This is a genomic window from Dyella sp. S184 (assembly GCF_009766065.1).
Lineage (GTDB): Bacteria > Pseudomonadota > Gammaproteobacteria > Xanthomonadales > Rhodanobacteraceae > Rhodanobacter.
The window spans coordinates 525,654-543,166 of sequence record NZ_LMUE01000002.1 but is presented as its reverse complement, the minus strand read 5'-3'; the positions used below and the strand labels follow the sequence as shown (position 1 = coordinate 543,166).

General features: G+C 61.4%; 16 protein-coding genes. 9 read left to right on the top strand and 7 right to left on the bottom strand.

The window, feature by feature from the left end; translation table 11 throughout:
* From GSQ75_RS02335 to GSQ75_RS02325, 3 genes are all read left to right on the top strand, one after another.
* Positions 1-376: response regulator transcription factor (locus GSQ75_RS02335; RefSeq protein WP_158753868.1), on the top strand; the 376-nt coding region annotated here is incomplete at its 5' end.
* Between the two features lie 120 nt (positions 377-496).
* The gene (locus tag GSQ75_RS02330) at positions 497-1,033 is read left to right on the top strand and encodes a DUF4199 domain-containing protein (RefSeq protein WP_158752917.1); all 537 of its coding nucleotides are present in this window, start codon (positions 497-499) and stop codon (positions 1,031-1,033) included.
* 256 nt (positions 1,034-1,289) lie between these two features.
* Positions 1,290-2,180: an alpha/beta hydrolase gene (locus GSQ75_RS02325; protein ID WP_254058410.1), complete on the top strand. Its 891-nt coding sequence runs from the start codon at positions 1,290-1,292 to the stop codon at positions 2,178-2,180.
* Positions 2,181-2,245: 65 nt separating this feature from the next.
* Here GSQ75_RS02325 and GSQ75_RS02320 read toward each other — a convergent pair whose 3' ends face one another.
* Positions 2,246-2,953 carry a TetR family transcriptional regulator gene (locus GSQ75_RS02320; protein WP_158752916.1) on the bottom strand — a complete coding sequence of 236 codons (708 nt, stop codon included), beginning with the start codon at positions 2,951-2,953 and terminating at the stop codon, positions 2,246-2,248.
* 105 nt (positions 2,954-3,058) lie between these two features.
* Here GSQ75_RS02320 and GSQ75_RS02315 point away from each other — a divergent pair, with 105 nt between their 5' ends.
* From GSQ75_RS02315 to GSQ75_RS02305, 3 genes are all read left to right on the top strand, one after another.
* Complete coding sequence (locus GSQ75_RS02315) at positions 3,059-4,609, top strand: FAD-dependent monooxygenase (protein WP_158752915.1); 1,551 nt, start codon at positions 3,059-3,061, stop codon at positions 4,607-4,609.
* Positions 4,606-5,739 carry an NAD(P)/FAD-dependent oxidoreductase gene (locus GSQ75_RS02310; protein ID WP_158752914.1) on the top strand — a complete coding sequence of 378 codons (1,134 nt, stop codon included), beginning with the start codon at positions 4,606-4,608 and terminating at the stop codon, positions 5,737-5,739. The genes GSQ75_RS02315 and GSQ75_RS02310 overlap by 4 nt, the downstream gene beginning before the upstream one ends.
* Before the next feature lie 294 nt (positions 5,740-6,033).
* Positions 6,034-6,534 carry an ATP-binding protein gene (locus GSQ75_RS02305; RefSeq protein WP_158752913.1) on the top strand — a complete coding sequence of 167 codons (501 nt, stop codon included), beginning with the start codon at positions 6,034-6,036 and terminating at the stop codon, positions 6,532-6,534.
* Between the two features lie 61 nt (positions 6,535-6,595).
* On the opposite strand, the gene GSQ75_RS02300 is transcribed toward GSQ75_RS02305, so the two are convergent.
* Both GSQ75_RS02300 and GSQ75_RS02295 read right to left on the bottom strand, forming a co-directional pair.
* Complete coding sequence (locus GSQ75_RS02300; RefSeq protein ID WP_158752912.1) at positions 6,596-7,651, bottom strand: aldehyde reductase; 1,056 nt, start codon at positions 7,649-7,651, stop codon at positions 6,596-6,598.
* A gap of 308 nt (positions 7,652-7,959) precedes the next feature.
* Entirely contained in the window at positions 7,960-8,478 is a 519-nt protein-coding gene (locus tag GSQ75_RS02295; RefSeq protein WP_158752911.1) for a PepSY domain-containing protein, read from the bottom strand.
* A gap of 507 nt (positions 8,479-8,985) precedes the next feature.
* On the opposite strand from GSQ75_RS02295, the gene GSQ75_RS02290 reads away from it, so the two are divergent.
* Positions 8,986-9,387, top strand: coding sequence for a hypothetical protein (locus GSQ75_RS02290; protein ID WP_158752910.1), 402 nt, complete (start codon positions 8,986-8,988; stop codon positions 9,385-9,387).
* Positions 9,388-9,444: 57 nt separating this feature from the next.
* Here the strand turns inward: GSQ75_RS02290 and GSQ75_RS02285 are convergent, their stop codons facing one another.
* The 4 genes from GSQ75_RS02285 to GSQ75_RS02270 form a co-directional block, all read right to left on the bottom strand.
* Positions 9,445-11,220 carry an ABC transporter transmembrane domain-containing protein gene (locus tag GSQ75_RS02285; RefSeq protein WP_158752909.1) on the bottom strand — a complete coding sequence of 592 codons (1,776 nt, stop codon included), beginning with the start codon at positions 11,218-11,220 and terminating at the stop codon, positions 9,445-9,447.
* Between the two features lie 116 nt (positions 11,221-11,336).
* Positions 11,337-11,933 carry a YigZ family protein gene (locus tag GSQ75_RS02280; protein WP_158752908.1) on the bottom strand — a complete coding sequence of 199 codons (597 nt, stop codon included), beginning with the start codon at positions 11,931-11,933 and terminating at the stop codon, positions 11,337-11,339.
* Positions 11,930-12,913 (bottom strand): hypothetical protein, encoded by a 984-nt coding sequence (locus GSQ75_RS02275; protein WP_158752907.1) that lies wholly within the window; start codon positions 12,911-12,913, stop codon positions 11,930-11,932. The genes GSQ75_RS02280 and GSQ75_RS02275 overlap by 4 nt, the downstream gene beginning before the upstream one ends.
* Positions 12,910-13,464 carry an RNA polymerase sigma factor gene (locus GSQ75_RS02270; RefSeq protein ID WP_158752906.1) on the bottom strand — a complete coding sequence of 185 codons (555 nt, stop codon included), beginning with the start codon at positions 13,462-13,464 and terminating at the stop codon, positions 12,910-12,912. The genes GSQ75_RS02275 and GSQ75_RS02270 overlap by 4 nt, the downstream gene beginning before the upstream one ends.
* 368 nt (positions 13,465-13,832) lie before the next feature.
* Here GSQ75_RS02270 and GSQ75_RS02265 point away from each other — a divergent pair, with 368 nt between their 5' ends.
* Positions 13,833-14,306, top strand: a complete 474-nt coding sequence (locus tag GSQ75_RS02265) for a DUF1456 family protein (RefSeq protein WP_158752905.1) — start codon at positions 13,833-13,835, stop codon at positions 14,304-14,306.
* Positions 14,307-14,583: 277 nt separating this feature from the next.
* The gene (locus tag GSQ75_RS02260; protein ID WP_158752904.1) at positions 14,584-17,493 is read left to right on the top strand and encodes an EAL domain-containing protein; all 2,910 of its coding nucleotides are present in this window, start codon (positions 14,584-14,586) and stop codon (positions 17,491-17,493) included.
* Positions 17,494-17,513 lie beyond the last annotated feature (20 nt).

Below are 17,513 nucleotides of genomic sequence, written 5' to 3'. Positions count from 1 at the left end.
GGCGGGAACGCTCGCCCTGCAGTGGCTCGACTACCAGCGCCTGGTGCGGATGCATTCGGGCGACGTTTACCTGTTCCTGGTCGCGTCGGCCTTTTTGGTGTTGGGCATCTTCCTGGGCGTGCGGGTCTTCGCCGCGCCGGCGCCGGTCGCCTTCGACGGCAACCCGAAGGCGCAGGCAGCGCTGGGTCTGAGCGAGCGGGAGCTGGAGGTGCTAAACGAACTGGCCGCCGGCCACTCCAACAAGGAGATTGCGGCGCGCCTCCACATTTCGCCGAACACGGTCAAGACGCACGTGGCGCGGCTGTTCGAGAAGCTGGGCGCGAAACGGCGAACCGAGGCGATCCGCCGGGCGCGCGAGCTGGGGATCGTGCCCTGATCCCCGATATCCGGGGTGATATTCGGGGTGAAAACATCGAAATCACCCGTTCGGGCGATTGCCGGGCGACGCCGGATCGCGGTCAATGACGGCCCTGTCCACCACTCAAGGAGTCACACCATGTTGCGCACCATCCTGAAGTACGGCGTGATCGCCGGCCTGGTCGTCGGCGGCTTCGAGCTTGTCACCTTCGTGGTGTTCTCGGGAATGCCTCCGCTGAAGTACGGCATGGTGATCGGCTACACGACGATGCTGATCGCACTGAGCGCGGTGTTCGTGGGGATCAAGCGGCACCGGGACGTCGACCGGGGCGGGGTGATCGGGTTCTGGCCGGCGCTCGGGGTCGGGCTGGGGGTCAGCTTCATCGCCGGGATCTTCTACGTGGCCGCGTGGGAAGCGGTGCAGGCGATGACGCACATGGACTTCGCCACCTCCTATGCGAATGCGATCATTGCGAGCGAGAAGGCGAAAGGCGCGAGCGCCGAGGCGCTGGCGAAGCTGAGCACCGACATGGAGGCCTTCAAGGTTCAGTACGCGAACCCGATGTACCGCCTGCCAATGACCTTCGCGGAAATCTTCCCGGTCGGCGTGTTGGTATCGCTGGTCTCGGCGGGACTGCTGCGCAACAGCCGGTTCTTGCCCGCGCGACGGGGTTGATGCCGACTGCATCGCCCAGGCTTTCGTGGCCCACCGGCAACCCGAACTGCTCGTTCCTGGAGCAGGCTTGCCCGAAGAAATCCACGGAAGCGGCTGCAGCAGGCCCGATGCGGGGTGCAGCATCGGGAAGTGGGGTTAGAACTTATTTCCTGCCTTGATCGCAGAACTTTGGCGAGCGCCAAAACGGAGGAGTGTCATGAAGCTTTGGGCGATTGCCCTGTGTCTGCTGGCCGCATGCGGAAGCGCGCATGCAGCGATGCAGGTCTGGCAGCCCACAGCGGGAAACACGCAAATACCGATCTGGCCGGGAGCGGCGCCTGACGCACAACAAGTTCCCGGTCCGGAAACTGCGAAGGTGAGCGACGAATTGTTGGCCGGCAAGCCGGTGACCGCAGTGACCAATGTGACCCGGCCCACGATGACGGTCTACTCGCCCAAGGGGAAGAACACGGGAGCTGCGGTCGTGGTGTTTCCGGGCGGCGGCTTCCAGATCCTGGCCATGGATCTCGAAGGCACCGAAATCTGTGACTGGCTGACGTCCAAGGGCATCACTTGCGTCTTGCTGAAGTATCGCGTTCCGAGTGTGCCCTATGTCTGGCAGTGCGATTGCCGCCCGCACAATTACCAGGTATCGGTACCTTCGTTGCAGGATGCCCAGAGAACCATGCGGCTGGTGCGCCATCACGCCGCGGAATGGCACATCGATCCGCACAAGGTGGGTGTGATCGGGTTTTCAGCGGGTGGCTATCTGGTGGCGGAAATCAGCACGAACTTCAATCGGCGCCTGTATGCGCCCGTCGACGCCGCCGACAAGGAAAGTGCCCGCCCGGATTTCGCGATGCCCATCTATCCGGGGCACCTCGCCGTCGACAACGACAGCAAGTTGAATCCGAATGTCCCGGTCTCACGTGAAACGCCACCCACATTTCTGGTGCAAGCAGAAGACGACAACGTGGACGGCGTCCAGCAATCCCTGGTTTATTTCGCAGCGCTGAAGAAGGCCGGCGTGCCGACCGAAATCCACCTGTATGCACACGGCGGACATGCGTTCGGGCTGAGGCCAACGTCGAATCAGATCACACGCTGGCCAGCCTTGGCCGAGACATGGATGAGCACCATCGGGATGATTCCCGCTGCAGGTCAATAGCAGCCGCGAGCAATCGCCGACGTTTTTTCTTGTCCCGCACGCGTTACGGACGCGTATCGAGGCACCTACGTCAGATCGATGCGATCGGCCCGCAAACCCCTGATACCGCTGAGGATGAGATCGATCCCGGCGAGAAAATCGGCACAGTCGTCGTGAACGCGCAACTGTCCGGCGACGCTGCGTGCGAACGGGTACTCCTTTGGATCGAGCTGAGACCATACCGTCGCCATCGCGTCCAGGAAGTTGGATCTGTCGATGCTTCGCGTCCGAGCGAACTGCGTGTTGGCAGCATTCTGACCAGCGACGCCAAGGATGTAGTGCAGTAGTGCGGACACCACTGCCCACTGTTCTTTATCCGCCACGCCAAGAGCGCGAACCTGCTGGCCCAGGCATTCGACGATGCGCACCATGGGCAACTGCCCCGCTGTATGTGTGAGCGCCGAGCCAACCCACGGATGCGCGTCGATCGCGTCGAACATGCCTAGCGCGAGGGTACGAATGGTCGCCTCCGGTGTCGCGCCGACCACGCACGACGCCATTGTGCGAGCGATGATGGAGTCGCAGGCAGCGGTCAGCAGATCGCTCTTGTTCTCGACGTGCCAATAAATGGCACCAGCACCGGTGGCGAGGCGTTCGGACAGGGCGCGAAACGTCAGCCCGCCTTCTCCCTTGCTGTCCAGGAGCGCGATTGACGCCTCAATGATGCGATCCCGCGAGAGTGACTCTTCCCGTCGCTGAGGGCCACGTGGCGTGTTGCGTGCATTTTTGATCATGCCGCATCTTGACATAAATGGAACGTCGTTCCAATATAATGGAATGACGTTCCACACTGTCTGCAAGACTCCTGGCGACGACCTCCAATAACAAAAGAAGCCGTGATGAATACCCCAAACCACAAGAAATCCACACAGAATCCATCTGTTTACGATGTGATCATTTCCGGCGCAGGACCTGTGGGCTTATTCCTCGCCTGTGAACTGGCCTTGGCCAAATGTTCCGTCCTGATACTGGAAAAGGCGGAGGATCCGCACTCGCCACTGAAGCAGCTTCCTTTCGGAATACGGGGACTTTCGGCGCCCACGATCGAAGCGCTTTACCGTCGCGGGTTGCTGCAGGAACTTGAGGTCCACAAACGCCTCAAGAATCCCCACCAGAATTCCGGACAAGGGTCACGCCGTCAGGCGGGACACTTCGCCGGCATTCCATTTCATGACGGCGATATCGACACCTCCCAGTGGACATACCGGCTGCCGAGCTCGACCGAAACCAGTTTGATATCTGAATTGGAAGAGCTTGAAGTCGTGCTGTCTCGCCGCGCAGAGGCCCAGGGTGCCGAAATCAAACGAGGGTTTTCCGTTACCGACTTTCATCAAGCCGAGGACGGAGTCACTGTTCAGTCCGGCAACCAAACTTTTCAAGGTTCATGGCTTGTGGGTTGCGATGGAAGTCGCAGTGTTGTTCGCAAGGCAGGCGGTTTTGAGTTCGCTGGTACGGAGCCGGAATTCACCGGCTACACCGCCAAAGTGGACATTGCCGATCCGGAGAGGCTCCAGTCGGGCCGAAACGTGACACCCACAGGCATGTACTTGCAATCGCAGCCAGGTTACCTGGTGATTCAGGATTTTGATGGCGGCGCATTTCACAGTACCGGAGCGCCAATCACGCGAGAGCACGTGCAGGAAGTTCTACGCCGCATCTCGAACACCGACGTGACCATCCATGCCTTGCACATCGCGACCACGTGGACGGACCGGGCGCGGCAGGCGACAAGCTACCGCAACGGACGGATTTTTTTAGCTGGCGATGCTGCACACATTCATGCGCCGCTTGGAGGCCAAGGGCTTAATCTTGGAGTGGGCGACGCCATGAACCTGGGCTGGAAGCTCGCCGCAGTCATCAAGAAGAAAACGTCGGAAGTTCTGTTGGACAGTTATCAGACGGAACGACATCCGATCGGTGCATGGGTTCTGGATTGGTCACGCGCCCAAGTCGCCATCATGCGACCAGACCCCCATGCCCGCGCGCTGAATGCCATTGCCCGCGATCTCATGAACACGCGCGATGGTGCTACCTACTTTGCAGGAAGGGTGTGGGGCGTTTCCACAAACTACGATCTCGGTGGCGACCATCCTCTCGTAGGCCATAGCGTTCCCAACTTCGAGTTCGAAGACGGCACAACCATTGGCGCGCTAATGCACGATGGTCGCGGAATACTGCTCGATTTTGATGGCCATGCTTCACTCGAAACTTTGGCAAGCGAAGATGGCGGCCGAATCAAGTACGTTTCTGGCCGCGCGAAAGAGCAATTGGGCTTGAGCGCTGCACTGATCCGCCCGGATGGGATTGTTGCCTGGGCCTCTGACAACGCCCCGGATTGCAGCGAGCTCCTAAAGGCTGCCGTTCGCTGGGGAATGGCGGAACCGGTATGAATACGCCAGTCACGATCATCGGTGCTGGGCTTGGCGGCCTGACACTTGCGCGCGTCCTTCACGTCCACGGCATTGCTGCGACGGTCTACGAAGCGGAAGCCTCCGCGAGCGCGCGAGCGCAAGGAGGCATGCTCGATATCCATGAAAACAACGGGCAGCTCGCGCTCAAGGCAGCGGGACTTTTCGACCAGTTCCTCGAGATCATCCACCCCGGGGGTCAGGCGACACGGGTACTCGACAAGGACGGCAATGTTCTGCTCGATGAGCCCGACAACGGCACAGGCGGTCGACCTGAGGTATCTCGAGGAGACCTTCGTCGGATTCTGCTTGACTCGCTTCCTGCCGGCACGGTCTGCTGGGGACACAAACTCACAGCGGTGTCTCCGCTCGGCGGCGGGCGGCACGTGCTGACCTTTGCCAACGGCTCAACGGTGACTACCGACCTCCTCGTGGGTGCCGACGGCGCTTGGTCTAAAGTTCGTCCCCTTCTTTCCGGGGCGATACCGGCTTATGTGGGCACGTCCTTCATCGAAACGTATCTGTTCGACAGCGATACCCGTCACAAGGCGAGCGCGGAAGCGGTTGGCGGTGGCGCGCTGTTTGCGCTGGCACCGGGAAAAGGCATCGCCGCGCACCGTGAACCCCATGGCGTGCTGCACACGTACGTGCAGTTGAACAAGCCGAAGGAATGGATTGACAGCATCGACTTCTCCAACCTGGCGACTGCCTTGGCCAAGGTTGCCGCGGAGTTCGACGGCTGGGCTCCGGCGCTGACAGCGCTCATCACCGACGGTGAGACTGCCCCTGTGCCTCGCCCAATTCATGCGCTCCCGGTCGAGCATAGATGGGAGCGCGTGCCCGGAGTGACGCTGCTCGGCGATGCGGCGCACCTGATGATTCCGTCTGGCGAAGGGGCCAACCTCGCCATGTTCGATGGCGCTGAACTCGGAAAGGCCATCGCCGCCAACCCCGGTGACGTTGAAGCCGCGCTCATCGCGTATGAAAAGGACCTCTTTCCCCGCAGCGCGTCTGAGGCTGCGGAGGCGGAAGCAATCCTCATGGTGTGTCTCGGCCCTAACGCGCCCCAGAGCCTGGTTGACATGTTCACCAGTCACCAGCCTGCAAAGTAATCGATCTGCGCGCCGGCAAATCATGTTCTTCGACATCGATACGATCATGGTGACCGGCTCAGACCGGCATGTTGTTCATTCGCACCCAGCATCCGAACTTTTCTACATTGACGTGGAAAATTCCGTCGCTTATGGTTCGTCCATGAACTGCGCCCACAACCAGATTTCGTTGATTATTTGCACCACACGAGAAATGGTGGGTTAGCGCGTTCCGAAACTGCTAAAACAACCCGCCCTGGAGGCGGGTTGTTTGTATCCGGCTCCTGGGCATACGAAGTCAACAAGGAGCCCTTCATGAATTCCGACAGCTTCCAGTCGCCGGTTCTTCACTTGGTGTGCGGAAAGATCGCCGCAGGAAAATCAACGCTGACACGACAGCTGGCCGAGCGTCCAGACACCGTACTGATCAGCGAGGATGTTTGGCTCTCGCAGCTCTATACCGGCGAGATCCATACGCTTGGTGACTACGTTCGCCGCTCGGGTCAGCTGCGCAACGCGCTGGCCCCGCACATCGAATCGCTGCTGTTGGCCGGGCTCTCGGTGGTGCTCGATTTTCCGGCGAATACGCTCGGCAATCGCCGCTGGATGAAAGACATCATCGATGGCGCCGGAGTCGCCCACGAGCTGCACTACCTCGACATCCCCAATGAGGTTTGCAAGGCGCGGCTCCAGGAGCGCAACGCTTCGGGCGTTCACCCCTTTGCGCGCAGCGATGCTGAATTTGACGAAATCACCCGGTACTTCGTGCCACCTACCAGCGACGAAGGTTTCCACATCGTTCGTCATGAACAGTAGCGATTGAGGCGTCAATCAAAGGGGCCGAGGTAATTGAATTCCCTTGACTGCTTCCTTTCCCTTATCCGTTGTCCTTTGATCCAGCCGGGCTTTCCTTCAGGAGCCCGAGCTGCAACAGGCTTTCAGCGGTAGCGACGATGGCTTCCTCGCTCGAACGCGGTGTCCAGCCGAGCACACGTTGGGCCTTTTCGCTGGTGGCGTTTTTCGGCTTGCCGAGTTCGGGAAGGATCTGCTTGACCGCCGGGTCGCGCAGCGCGGCGAGGCGCACCAGCCAGTTCGGCAGTTGCCGGGTCGGCACCCGTTTGGCCGCTGCACCCATGCGGTTCTTCAAGATCCTGGCGATGTCGAGTATCGAGATGAAATCACCAGCGACGGCGAGGAATCGCTCGCCCTTTGCGGCGGGATCGGTCATGGCGCGGATGTGCAGGTCGGCGACATCGCGCACATCGACGGCACCGAAGCTGAGCTGCGGGCAGCCGGGCATGGCGCCGTCCATCAGCCGCTGCACCAGCATGATCGAGGTCGAGTAGTCCGGTCCCAGAACCGGGCCAAACACGCCTACCGGATTGACCACGGAAAGTTCGAGGGAGCCACCTTCGCGGGCGATGAAATCCCAGGCTGCGCGCTCGGCCAGGGTCTTCGATTTCGCGTAGGGCTGCACGTCTTCGCCGGCGGGATCGGTCCAGTTGCTTTCGTTGAACGGTGCCGTCTGCACTTCCTGTCCGTAGCCGATCGCCGCGAACGAGGAGGTCAGCACCACGCGCTTGACGCCAGCGTCGCGCGCGGCGCGCAAGACCCGAAGCGCGCCTTCGCGTGCAGGCACGATCAACTCGTCCTCGTGTTTGGGGAGGGTGGAAGGAAACGGCGATGCGATGTGCAGCACGTATTCACAGCCGGCGGCGGCTTGCGGCCAGCCAGCGTCGCTCTCGAGATCGGCAACCACAAATGACAGACGGTCGTCCGACACGGCGCCACCTTGCTTCAGCATCGCGCGTACGTCACCTTCGCGCTTCAGGCTGCGCACCGTGGTGCGTACCAGGTGGCCTGCCGCCAGCAGCTGCAGGATGGCTTGGCTGCCGATGAAGCCTGATCCGCCAGTTACCAGAACGGTGCTCATGGTTATTTCCTGTCGTTCAATACGTGAGAAACAAAGGGTGCGAAATTCGGGTCAACATGCACTATAAGCCACCTCGAACAACCCTGTTCCAAGCTCGCCATCCCTGCGCAGGCAGGCATTGCACCGCAACAGCGAAGCGATGACCAGCTTCGCTCTTGAAAAGCTCCTCCGGCCCTCGCCCCCTTTTTTTATGGGGTTCGCCGGAATGACATTCTTTGCAGAGTATTTCGAGATTCCCTGGCCATCAAACGAAGGAGCCCGGCGTGATCAACGCGCCGGGCTTCCGTAACCATCGCAGACGCAGTGAATCAATCGTGCGACTGGGCCACCACGCTGCCATCGTCCGGATCGACCAGCAGGTCGACGTCGTTGCCATGCGGCGTCTTGGCTTCAGCGGCCCACAGGCCTTTGTCGAACTTCACGTCCTTGATGTTCTGATAGCCGGCCGTCGTCAGCTTGGCGCTGATCTCGTCCTTGTCGAGTTTGGACGGTGCATCGGCCGCATACACCTTGCCGTTGACCGGCCCGACCGCGAGTTTGACCCACTTCTTGTTACCGCCACGGGCCTCGCTGCGCCACACACCGTCCTTGAATTTAAGGTCCTTCACTTCCTTGTAGCCGGCGTTGGCGATCGCAGTTTTGACAGCATCCTCGGTCGATCCGCCCGTGGGCGGCTGGGCTGGCCACGAGGTGGTCGTAGTCGTAGTAGTCGTGTGATTCGCGGTCGTTGTACTGGTCGTCGACTGGGCGGTGGCTGGCATGTCCTGCGCGAAAGCGGCGCCGCAAACCGACAGTCCAATCAACAGGGGAAGCATGCGCTTGATCATGGGGAACTCCTTGAGTGTTGAAACGATTCGGTGTCGCCAGCTTGCGCTGGCGTCGTTCCGAAGTGCGAGTCTGCGGATGACACTCAGCGCCGACGCCGACTCGGACAATCTTCATGGAACCACCTTGTGCAGGACGACGGCGTGAAAGCGCGCGTGACTTTCAGGTGAAAGAAGGGTGGTGTTCATGTATGTCGAAATGGTGTTCAACCTGCGCCCGCGACCAGGAAGGGGGTGGCCATGATCATCTCGAAACAGATGACTTCACTGTCCCTCTCAAGGGCCTATGTCGTCCGCTGCATGCAATCCAGCAGACCCAATCATCCTGATCGTCTCCAACCAGGTCTCCACTAGCTGTGGACCATTTGGCTGGGACCATTCGGTTTAGTTCATTTATGCTGAATGCAGAGCGCAGTCTACAAATGAGCCTGATATTCTTTCTTGACGGACAGGGAGATGTCACCAGTGCGGGAAAGATTTGAAAAATTCATACGGATCGCTTTGCTCATCATGAGCATTCTGGCGATCACCTGGCCGGCTGCGCTTGGCGTAGGGATGATGCTTATCAGCCTTGTTTTCTGTGACTCGGGACCTTTTCAACAGTGTGCCAAGGCGGGTTTGATGTTTCTGGGCGGGCTCTGGTTTTGCGCAGCGTTGCCGGTGCCGGTAGTGATTGCGCTGATTCGCAAAAAGAGCCGGCTTGGCTGGTATATGTACATCTACCCGTTTCTGATGCTGGCGCTGGCTGGCGTCGCGTATTACATAAAGAGCACTATTTCGCTGGGCATCACGAAGATCATTCTTGAATACACGTGCCTTGCACTGGTGGCGTTCGCTTATGTGGTACTCCGGCGGATGGACGCGAAGCAGGGTGTGTCTGCGAGTGAGCCGTCTGCGCTTCCACCCGTTTGATCGTCGGGTGGTTCACTGGGAACGGACGTCTTGGCAGCCGATGCAGTGCACTCGATCTCAAGCCACAAACTGCAACCGCGCCAACTCCGCATACAAACCACCCTCGGCCAGCAAACTCTCATGCGTGCCCTGCGCTACGATGCGGCCGCCGTCCATCACCACGATGCGGTCGGCGCGCTGCACGGTGGCGAGGCGATGGGCGATGACGAGGGTCGTACGGCCTTTTTCCAGCCGCTCCAGCGCCTGCTGGATCGCGGCTTCGGACTGCGCATCGAGTGACGAGGTTGCTTCGTCCAGCAGCAGCAGCGGTGCATCGCGCAGGATCGCGCGGGCGATCGCTATACGCTGGCGCTGGCCGCCGGAGAGGCGCACGCCGCGTTCGCCCAGCTCGGCGTTGTAGCCATCGCCCAGTGCGCTGATGAAGTCATTCGCCTCGGCGGCGCGAGCCGCTTGGCGGACTTCCTCGTCACTGGCGTCCTGTCGGCCGAAGCGGATGTTGTCTGCTGCAGTGCCGGCAAAGATGATCGTTTCCTGGGGGACCAACGCGATGGCGCCACGCAGGTTGGCCAGGGTCACGTCGCGCAGATCGATGCCATCGATGTTGATGCGGCCACTCTGCGGATCGTAGAAACGCAGCAGCAGCGCGAACACGGTGCTCTTGCCAGCACCGGAGGGGCCGACCAGGGCGACGGTTTCGCCGGGCTGGATGTCCAGCGTGAAGTCGAGCAGGGCCGCCGTGTCCGGACGCGTCGGGTAATGGAAGGTCACCGCATCGAAACGCAGGCCGCCACGCATCGGCTGCGGCAGCGTCGCCGGCTGCACCGGATCGACGATGTCGGCACGTTCGGCGAGCAGCTCACTGATGCGTTCCATCGCGCCAGCGGCGCGCAACACGTCACCCCAGACTTCGGACAGGCCAGCCACCGAGCCGGCAGCGAAGACGGCATACAGCACGAACTGGCCCAGCACGCCGGGATCAAGGGTGCCGGCCAGCACGTGGCGGGCGCCAGCCCACAGCACCAGGGTGATCGCGCCGAAGACCAGCACGATCACCGCCATGGTCAACAGCGAACGCATGCCAATGCGTCGCCGTGCCGTGGCCAGTGCGCGAAAAATGGCATCGCCGTAGCGGGTGCTCTCGATGTCCTCGCGCGCATACGCCTTGACCGCGGTGGACGCGTTGAGCGTCTCGTTCGCAATGGCCGCTGCATCGGCCAGTCGATCCTGGCTGGCGCGCGAGAGTTTCTGCACGCGTCGGCCGAACACCAGGATCGGCAACATCACGGCCGGAATCACCAACGCAGTCAAACCGGCCAGCGACGGCGCGGTCCACACCATCGCCACCGCTGCACCAAGCAGCATCACCGCGCTGCGCAGCGCCACCGAGATACCGGAGCTGATCAGTACCTGCACCACTTCGGTATCGGCACTCAGGCGCGAGAGCAGTTCGCCAACGCGACTGCGCTCGAAGAAACCCACATCGAGCCGGATCACATGCGCGTAGAGCGTCTTGCGCAACGAGGCCAGCGCCCGTTCGCTCAGCAGGGTGATGCAGAAGTAGCGTGCGGCGGTGGCGAAGGCTAGCACCAGCGCCACGCCGAACATGGCGGCGAAGGTGCGGTTGATCACGCCGAGGCTGGAATGCCCAAAGCCCTGATCGATGATGTGGCGAAACGCCATCGGCAGTACCAGCGATGCACCCGATGACAACCCGAGAAACACCAGCCAGCCGATCGCCAGCGCGCGATGGGGTTTCAGGAAGGGCCAGAGCTGGCGCAAGGCGCCGAGGCGGCGGGCAGGGCGGAGCGTTGTATCGCTGGTGGCGTCGCTCATGAGCTCTCGCAGGAAGGATCGTGGATGACACAGGTTCGCGCGGGCGCGGACAATGCCATTCAAGGTGGGGCGTGTGCCGGCTGATTCAATCCTCGGCGCCGCGGGCCGCGAAGATTTCAGTCCAGACGCTTCACCTTGCTGCGTCCGCGGCTGATGTCGCTGATGCGCAGCTGCGCTTCGCCGGCGTGGTTTTCCGGCACGCGCAACTGCAGTTCCACACCATCGGTACCGAAAGACTCATGTTCGATTTCGGCCTGCAGTTCCTTCAGGCGTGCCTTGAGCAGTGCCAGTTCCGCAAAGTCGCAATGCACGGCGAGCCGGGCCATCGCCACGATCGGCACGCGTTCGGCGCGGCGCAGGCATTCCGCCGCGGTGCCGCCATAGGCACGCATCAGGCCGCCGGCGCCGAGCTTGATGCCGCCATACCAGCGCGTTACCACCACCATGACACGATCGATGCCCTGGCCCTCGATCGCCTGCAGGATCGGCCTGCCGGCAGTGCCGCCGGGCTCGCCGTCGTCGTTGAAACGGTAGTCCAAGCCGATCCGCCAGGCCCAGCAGTTGTGCGTAGCGGCCGGGTCATTCATCTCGCGCAGGAAAGCCAGTGCCTGCTCGGTCGATGCCACCGGGGCAGCGAGTGCGAGGAAACGGCTCTTCTTGATTTCTTCCAGATGCCGGCTCGGCTGGGCCAGCGTGGACAACGTCCCGCTCATGGCTTGTGCAGTTGGGCGTCAAGCTCCGCCGGCAGTTCCCACTGCGGGTGCGCGTGATGGAAAGCGTCCAGGCGCTGCCGTGCTTCGTCGTCGTGGCCCTGGGTGAACAGCTGCTGGATCTTGCCGAGTTCCTGCGCGGGCGTGTCGCTGGGATTCACAGCAGTGGGTTTTTCGATGGCTTGTATGGCAGGGGCTGGCGCGACTGGAGACGGCATCAGCATGGGCGCAGCAGCTACTTCGCTCCTGCCAGCCTGACTGGCTGTGTCAACGGGCGCTGTTGAGGAATAGCTCTCAGCGGCAGGTTGCGCGACGCGGGTCATTTCTGTCACGGGTCGGAGTGCAGCTGCGGCGGTTTCGGAGACTTCTTCGACCGGTGGCGCAGGTATCGCATGATGCCGTTTCATGGCGGTCTTGGCTGAAGCCATCTGTGGGGTCTGCTGCAACGTGGCTACTGGTTCGACCAGATGGTCCGCAGTTTGCGCAGTGACCAGTTGGGCAGGAGCAGCGGGCGGAGGCGGTGCGGCAACGGCGGCAGGCGGCGCTACCTCGACAGGAGAATTGACGGCGGCTCGGTAGCTGGCTGCGTCGGGCGTGCTCGTCGTCGATGGCATCCCGCGCATGTGCCAGGCAAGGCCAGCGGCCAGCATCAGCGTAGCGGCGCTGCTCAGTGCGATCAGCCAACGTGCGCCGGCTTTCCTTCGTCCGTGGGATGCGGTCGAGGGATCGGACAGTTTTGGACCTTCTGCAGAAACTGGCTTCGGTTGCACCCAGTTCCCTGGTTCCCGCGATGATCGCCTGCGTTCGATGACGGGTTGTTCACCCGCTACTACAGCTTGTGCAGCCGCATGCAGCACCGCCGCGTCCAGTGCTGCGCTGGGCTCACTCTGCGGCAGCTGGCGATACAGTGCCGTCAGCTCGGTTTCGCCGGGCAGATGTTCGTCAGGCTCTTGCGGGCCTTGCGGTGGTAGTTGGGCGGTCATTCGGCCAGTACTTCGCGTAATCGGTTCATGGCATAGCGCAGGCGCGATTTCACCGTCTCGCGGCCGGCGCCAGTCACCTCGGCAATTTCTTCCAGGCTGAGTTCGTGCTCAAGGCGCAGCAGCACGGCCGTGCGCTGTTCGTCCGGCAGTTGTTCAATCGCGCGCTGGAGATTGCGGCGGCGTTCGAACTCGGACAGGGCATGATCGGGCTGTTCGTGTTCTGGCATCGCCACATTCGCCAGCGCAGCCTCGGCCTCGTCGCCTTCAGCCATGGGCCGCTGGCGCCGCAGGCCGTCGATCATCAGATTGTGCGCGATCTGCAGCAGCCAGGTACTGAACTTCGCCTGTGGCTGGTAGCGCGCCCGCGCGCTGATCACCCGGCTCCAGGTTTCCTGGAACAGTTCGTCGGTACGGTGCGGATCGCGCACGCTGCGCAGCAGAAACCGGTACAGCATGCCGCGATGACGCGCATATAACGTCTCGAACGCAGCTACGTCGCCGCGCGCATAGGCAAGCATCAGCATCGCATCGGGGTCGACCGCAACATCCATGGTGGGCGAGGTTAAGCCAAATCAGCTGGTGCCGGATAGGTTGGCATGGCTGGTCGGGGCCATCGGTAGCGGCGTTGCACGTAGAACAAGCCCCGGCCCCGACAGGCGGTAGCGGCGGGGGAGGGCTGCAGAGGGGAAGTTGCCTGCAGTCACAACCGCTGTCCGCGTATCGGGACCGGAAACCTCAACTTGCAACCATGTTCTTGCCATCTGGGCCACACGGCCGACTGTGCCGCAGTGTTCTCACGTTCATGGGGCAATTTTCTGGGGTTTGTGAGAGATAAAACGCAGGTTTGCAGCAAACGGGGTTAATCGCCGTTGGCGTGGCGCGGTAGCATGGCAATCTCAGTGAGGCCTATCGGAACGACATGATCAACAACGACGTATTGCGCGGCATCCGCTACATGCTCGACCTCAGCGATGGGAGGGTGGTGGAAATCACCCATCTGGCCGACCCGACTTTCCCGATCGGTAAGGAGGATGTGCAGGCCTTCCTGAAGAAGGATGACGAGGCCGGCTACGTCGAGTGCAGCAACAAAGTGCTGGCGCACTTCCTCGATGGTCTGGTGTTTTACCGCCGTGGCCGCGACGAAAGCCTGCCGCCGCGCCCGGTCGAGAAGCGTGTCACCAATAACGTGGTGCTGAAGAAGCTACGGGTGGCGTTCGAGCTGAAGGACGTGGACATGCACCAGATCCTCGAGAGTGCCGGCTTCCCGGTCTCCAAGCCCGAACTCAGTGCGCTGTTCCGTCAGCCCGACCACAAGAACTTCAAGTTGTGCGGCGATCAGCTGCTGCGGAATTTTCTGAAGGGACTGACGATGCGGGTGCGTGGCAACGGCTGAGGTTAGGGGGTCCTGATCCACTTCAGGAGTGGAGTGTCTGCTTTCGGCCAAGGCGGATGCTTCAGCGTTTGACCGTTCCAGCAAGCTGCAGCGTCAGCTGCCGCCCCGGAAGGGTTTTCCTGCTTGGCACCGGAGAAGTTGCGCCGGTAGCTGAACTTGCGGTGAAAACCGGCACAGTTCGGCTAGACTGAATCACCGTATGGCCTCACGCGCGCAGGGAATGGGGGAACACAATAGGTTTGACGCGACAACGCGCGTCGACCCGGATGGCGATTTTGTGCCCGCTTTGCTCAAGGCGGACACTCCCGAGCAGGTCGCTCAACTGGCACTTCAGCACGCCCAAGCCTTGTTCGGATGCCATGTCGTGCGCCTGGTATGGGATTTGGGCATAGCGGCCAATGGCCAACCGCTGCGGCATACCTACCCGAATACACCGCCCAATACAGCGGAAGTCGCCTTGATCGATGCCGCATTGGAAGCGGGTGATGAGATTCGGGCAAGCGTGTCAGAAACCAGCGTGTCCCGGCTCGCCAGCGTCCTGGGTGATGCGCGCGCGGGTTCACAGGCGGTGCTCCTGACCGACTGGCCAGCCATCGGTGGCGATTCGTGGGACGGTGAGGCCTGGCACGAGTTTTTGTCATTGGTCGCGGAGCGCATCGGCGACGTACTTGAACTTGCCTATGCGTGCCTTGCAGTGGAACGCCTGGAGAAAGCCGCGCGGCTGCAGAGCGCACTGTATGCCATCGCCGACCTCGCCAGCAGTGCGCTCGACATGTCCGAGATGTTGCGCCGCCTGCATGCGGTGGTGGGTAAATTGATGTACGCGGAAAACTTCCTTATCGCGTTGTACAACGCCGAACGCGACACCTTGCGCTTCATCTATTTCGTTGATGCCAAGGATTTGAACCTGGTTCCCTCGGACGAGGACATTCCGGCCGAAAGTTTCCACAATAGCCTGACTCTCGCCGTGATTCGCCATGGCTGCCCGGCTTGGGGCCCTTCGAGGCAGTTGTATCGGGACTTTGGCCTGGAGTGGGAAGAGGTCTACGGACCGAACAGTGCCGACTGGCTTGGCGTGCCGATGGCTGCCGAAGGACAGGTATGCGGCGCTGTGGTGGTGCAGAGCTATGACCAGGCCGGATGCTATAGCGAAGAGGACCGCGACCTGCTCGTCTTCGTCGCCCAGCACATTCTTACCGCTCTTTTGCGCAAGCAGGCGCATGCCGAACTCGAACGTCGCGTGGATGAACGCACGCGCGAACTGACTGCGGAAGTGCATGAGCGCAAGCGCGGCGAAAAGCTGCAGGCCGCACTTTATGCCATCGCCGATCTTGCCAGTGGCGAGCTGGCCATGAACGAGATGCTGCAGCGTATCCACTCCGTGGTCGATGAGCTGATGTATGCCAGGAATTTCTTCATCGCGCTGTACAGCACCCAGCGAGACACGATACGTTTCATCTACTTCGCCGATGAGAAGGACCCGGGCATGTACGACCCGGATGCGGAGATCCCGGCTGAACAGATGCGCGGCAGCTTCACCCTCGGCCTGATCCGCCATGGACGTCCGGTGAAAGGCCCGGCGCGCTTCGTCGCCGAATTGCTCGCCGTACCGGGCGGTATCGGCAGGGGTTCACCGGCGGAGGATTTTCTCGGCGTGCCCATGGTGGTCGATGGCGAGGTGCGCGGTGCGGTAGTCGTGCAGAGCTACGACGAGACCGTGCGTTACACCGATGAAGACAGCGCGTTGTTGAGCTATGTGGCACAGCACATCCAGACGGCGATGGCGCGCAAGCAGGCGCAGGCTGAGCTGGATCGGCGAGTGCAGGACCGTACTCGCGAGCTGGCTTCCGCGGTGAGCGAATTGCGTGCCCAGATCGGCGAACGCGAGCGCATCGAACAACAGTTGATGCATGAAGCGCTGCACGATTCGCTCACCGGCCTGCCCAATCGCAGCTTCCTGCTCGACGCCCTCAGCCGTGCGGTGTCACGTACGCAGCGCGACCCGCAACACCTTTTCGCCGTATTGTTCCTCGACCTCGACCGCTTCAAGGTCGTCAACGACAGCGTTGGCCACCTGGTCGGCGATGAGATGCTCAAGCTGTCCGGCCAACGGATCGGCGCCTGCGTACGGAAACCCGATGTCGTCGCGCGCCTGGGCGGTGACGAGTTCGCCCTCTTGCTGGAAGACATCCATGGTCCGGAGGACGCCTATCATGCGGCTCAGCGCGTACTCGACGCCTTGAGCGAACCGATGCGCTTGGCAGGCAAGGAACTCTATCCCTCAGCCAGCATCGGTATAGCGTTCAGCGATCAGCGCTACCTCAGCGCCGAAGAACTTCTGCGCGATGCCGACGTGGCGATGTATCGGGCCAAGGCGCACGGTCGACATCGCTTCGAAGTATTCGACGAACACCTGCATAAAGAAGCTTTGCGCTTGCTCGATCTGGAAGGCGAGTTGCGTAACGGTCTGGCGCGCTCTGAATTCGAACCGTATTTCCAGACTATCGTGCGCCTGAGCGATGCGCACGTGGTCGGTTGGGAAGCGCTGCTGCGCTGGCGACATCCCGAGCGGGGGCTGCTGCGCCCAGCCGATTTTCTTGCCGTGGCGGAAGAGAGCGGTATCGCCGGACAGATCGACTGGCAGATATTCGAGAAGACATGTCTCGAGATCCCGCGGTTGGTGAGTCGTGGCGGTTACGTCACGATCAATGTCTCGGCACAACATTTCCGGTCACCTGATCTCGCGCAGAAACTGCTGGACCTGCTTGCTGCCCATCAAGTAGCCGCCCACAGCGTGCGCATAGAAATGACCGAAGGTGCGCTGTTCGAAAATGCGGACCAGGTGCGCACCACGCTTGAAGTACTCCGGCAAGCCGGGGTGATGGCCGCATTGGATGATTTTGGTACGGGTTATTCCTCGTTGAGCTATTTGCATCGCTTCCCCATGCAGGTGTTGAAGATCGACCGCTCCTTCGTGACCGATCTTGATAGTGATCACAAGGGTGGCAGCACCGCGGTGGTACGTGCAGTGATCGCGCTGGCGGCAACGCTGGGCATGGAGGTGGTGGCTGAGGGTATCGAGACCAGCACGCAACGCGGCCGCCTGCTTGAGCTCGGCTGCGAACTCGGTCAGGGCTTCCTGTTCGCCCACCCGCAAACGGCAGCGGGTTTGGCGGCTCTGCATTGAGTCATCGCCAGCGCTTGCTG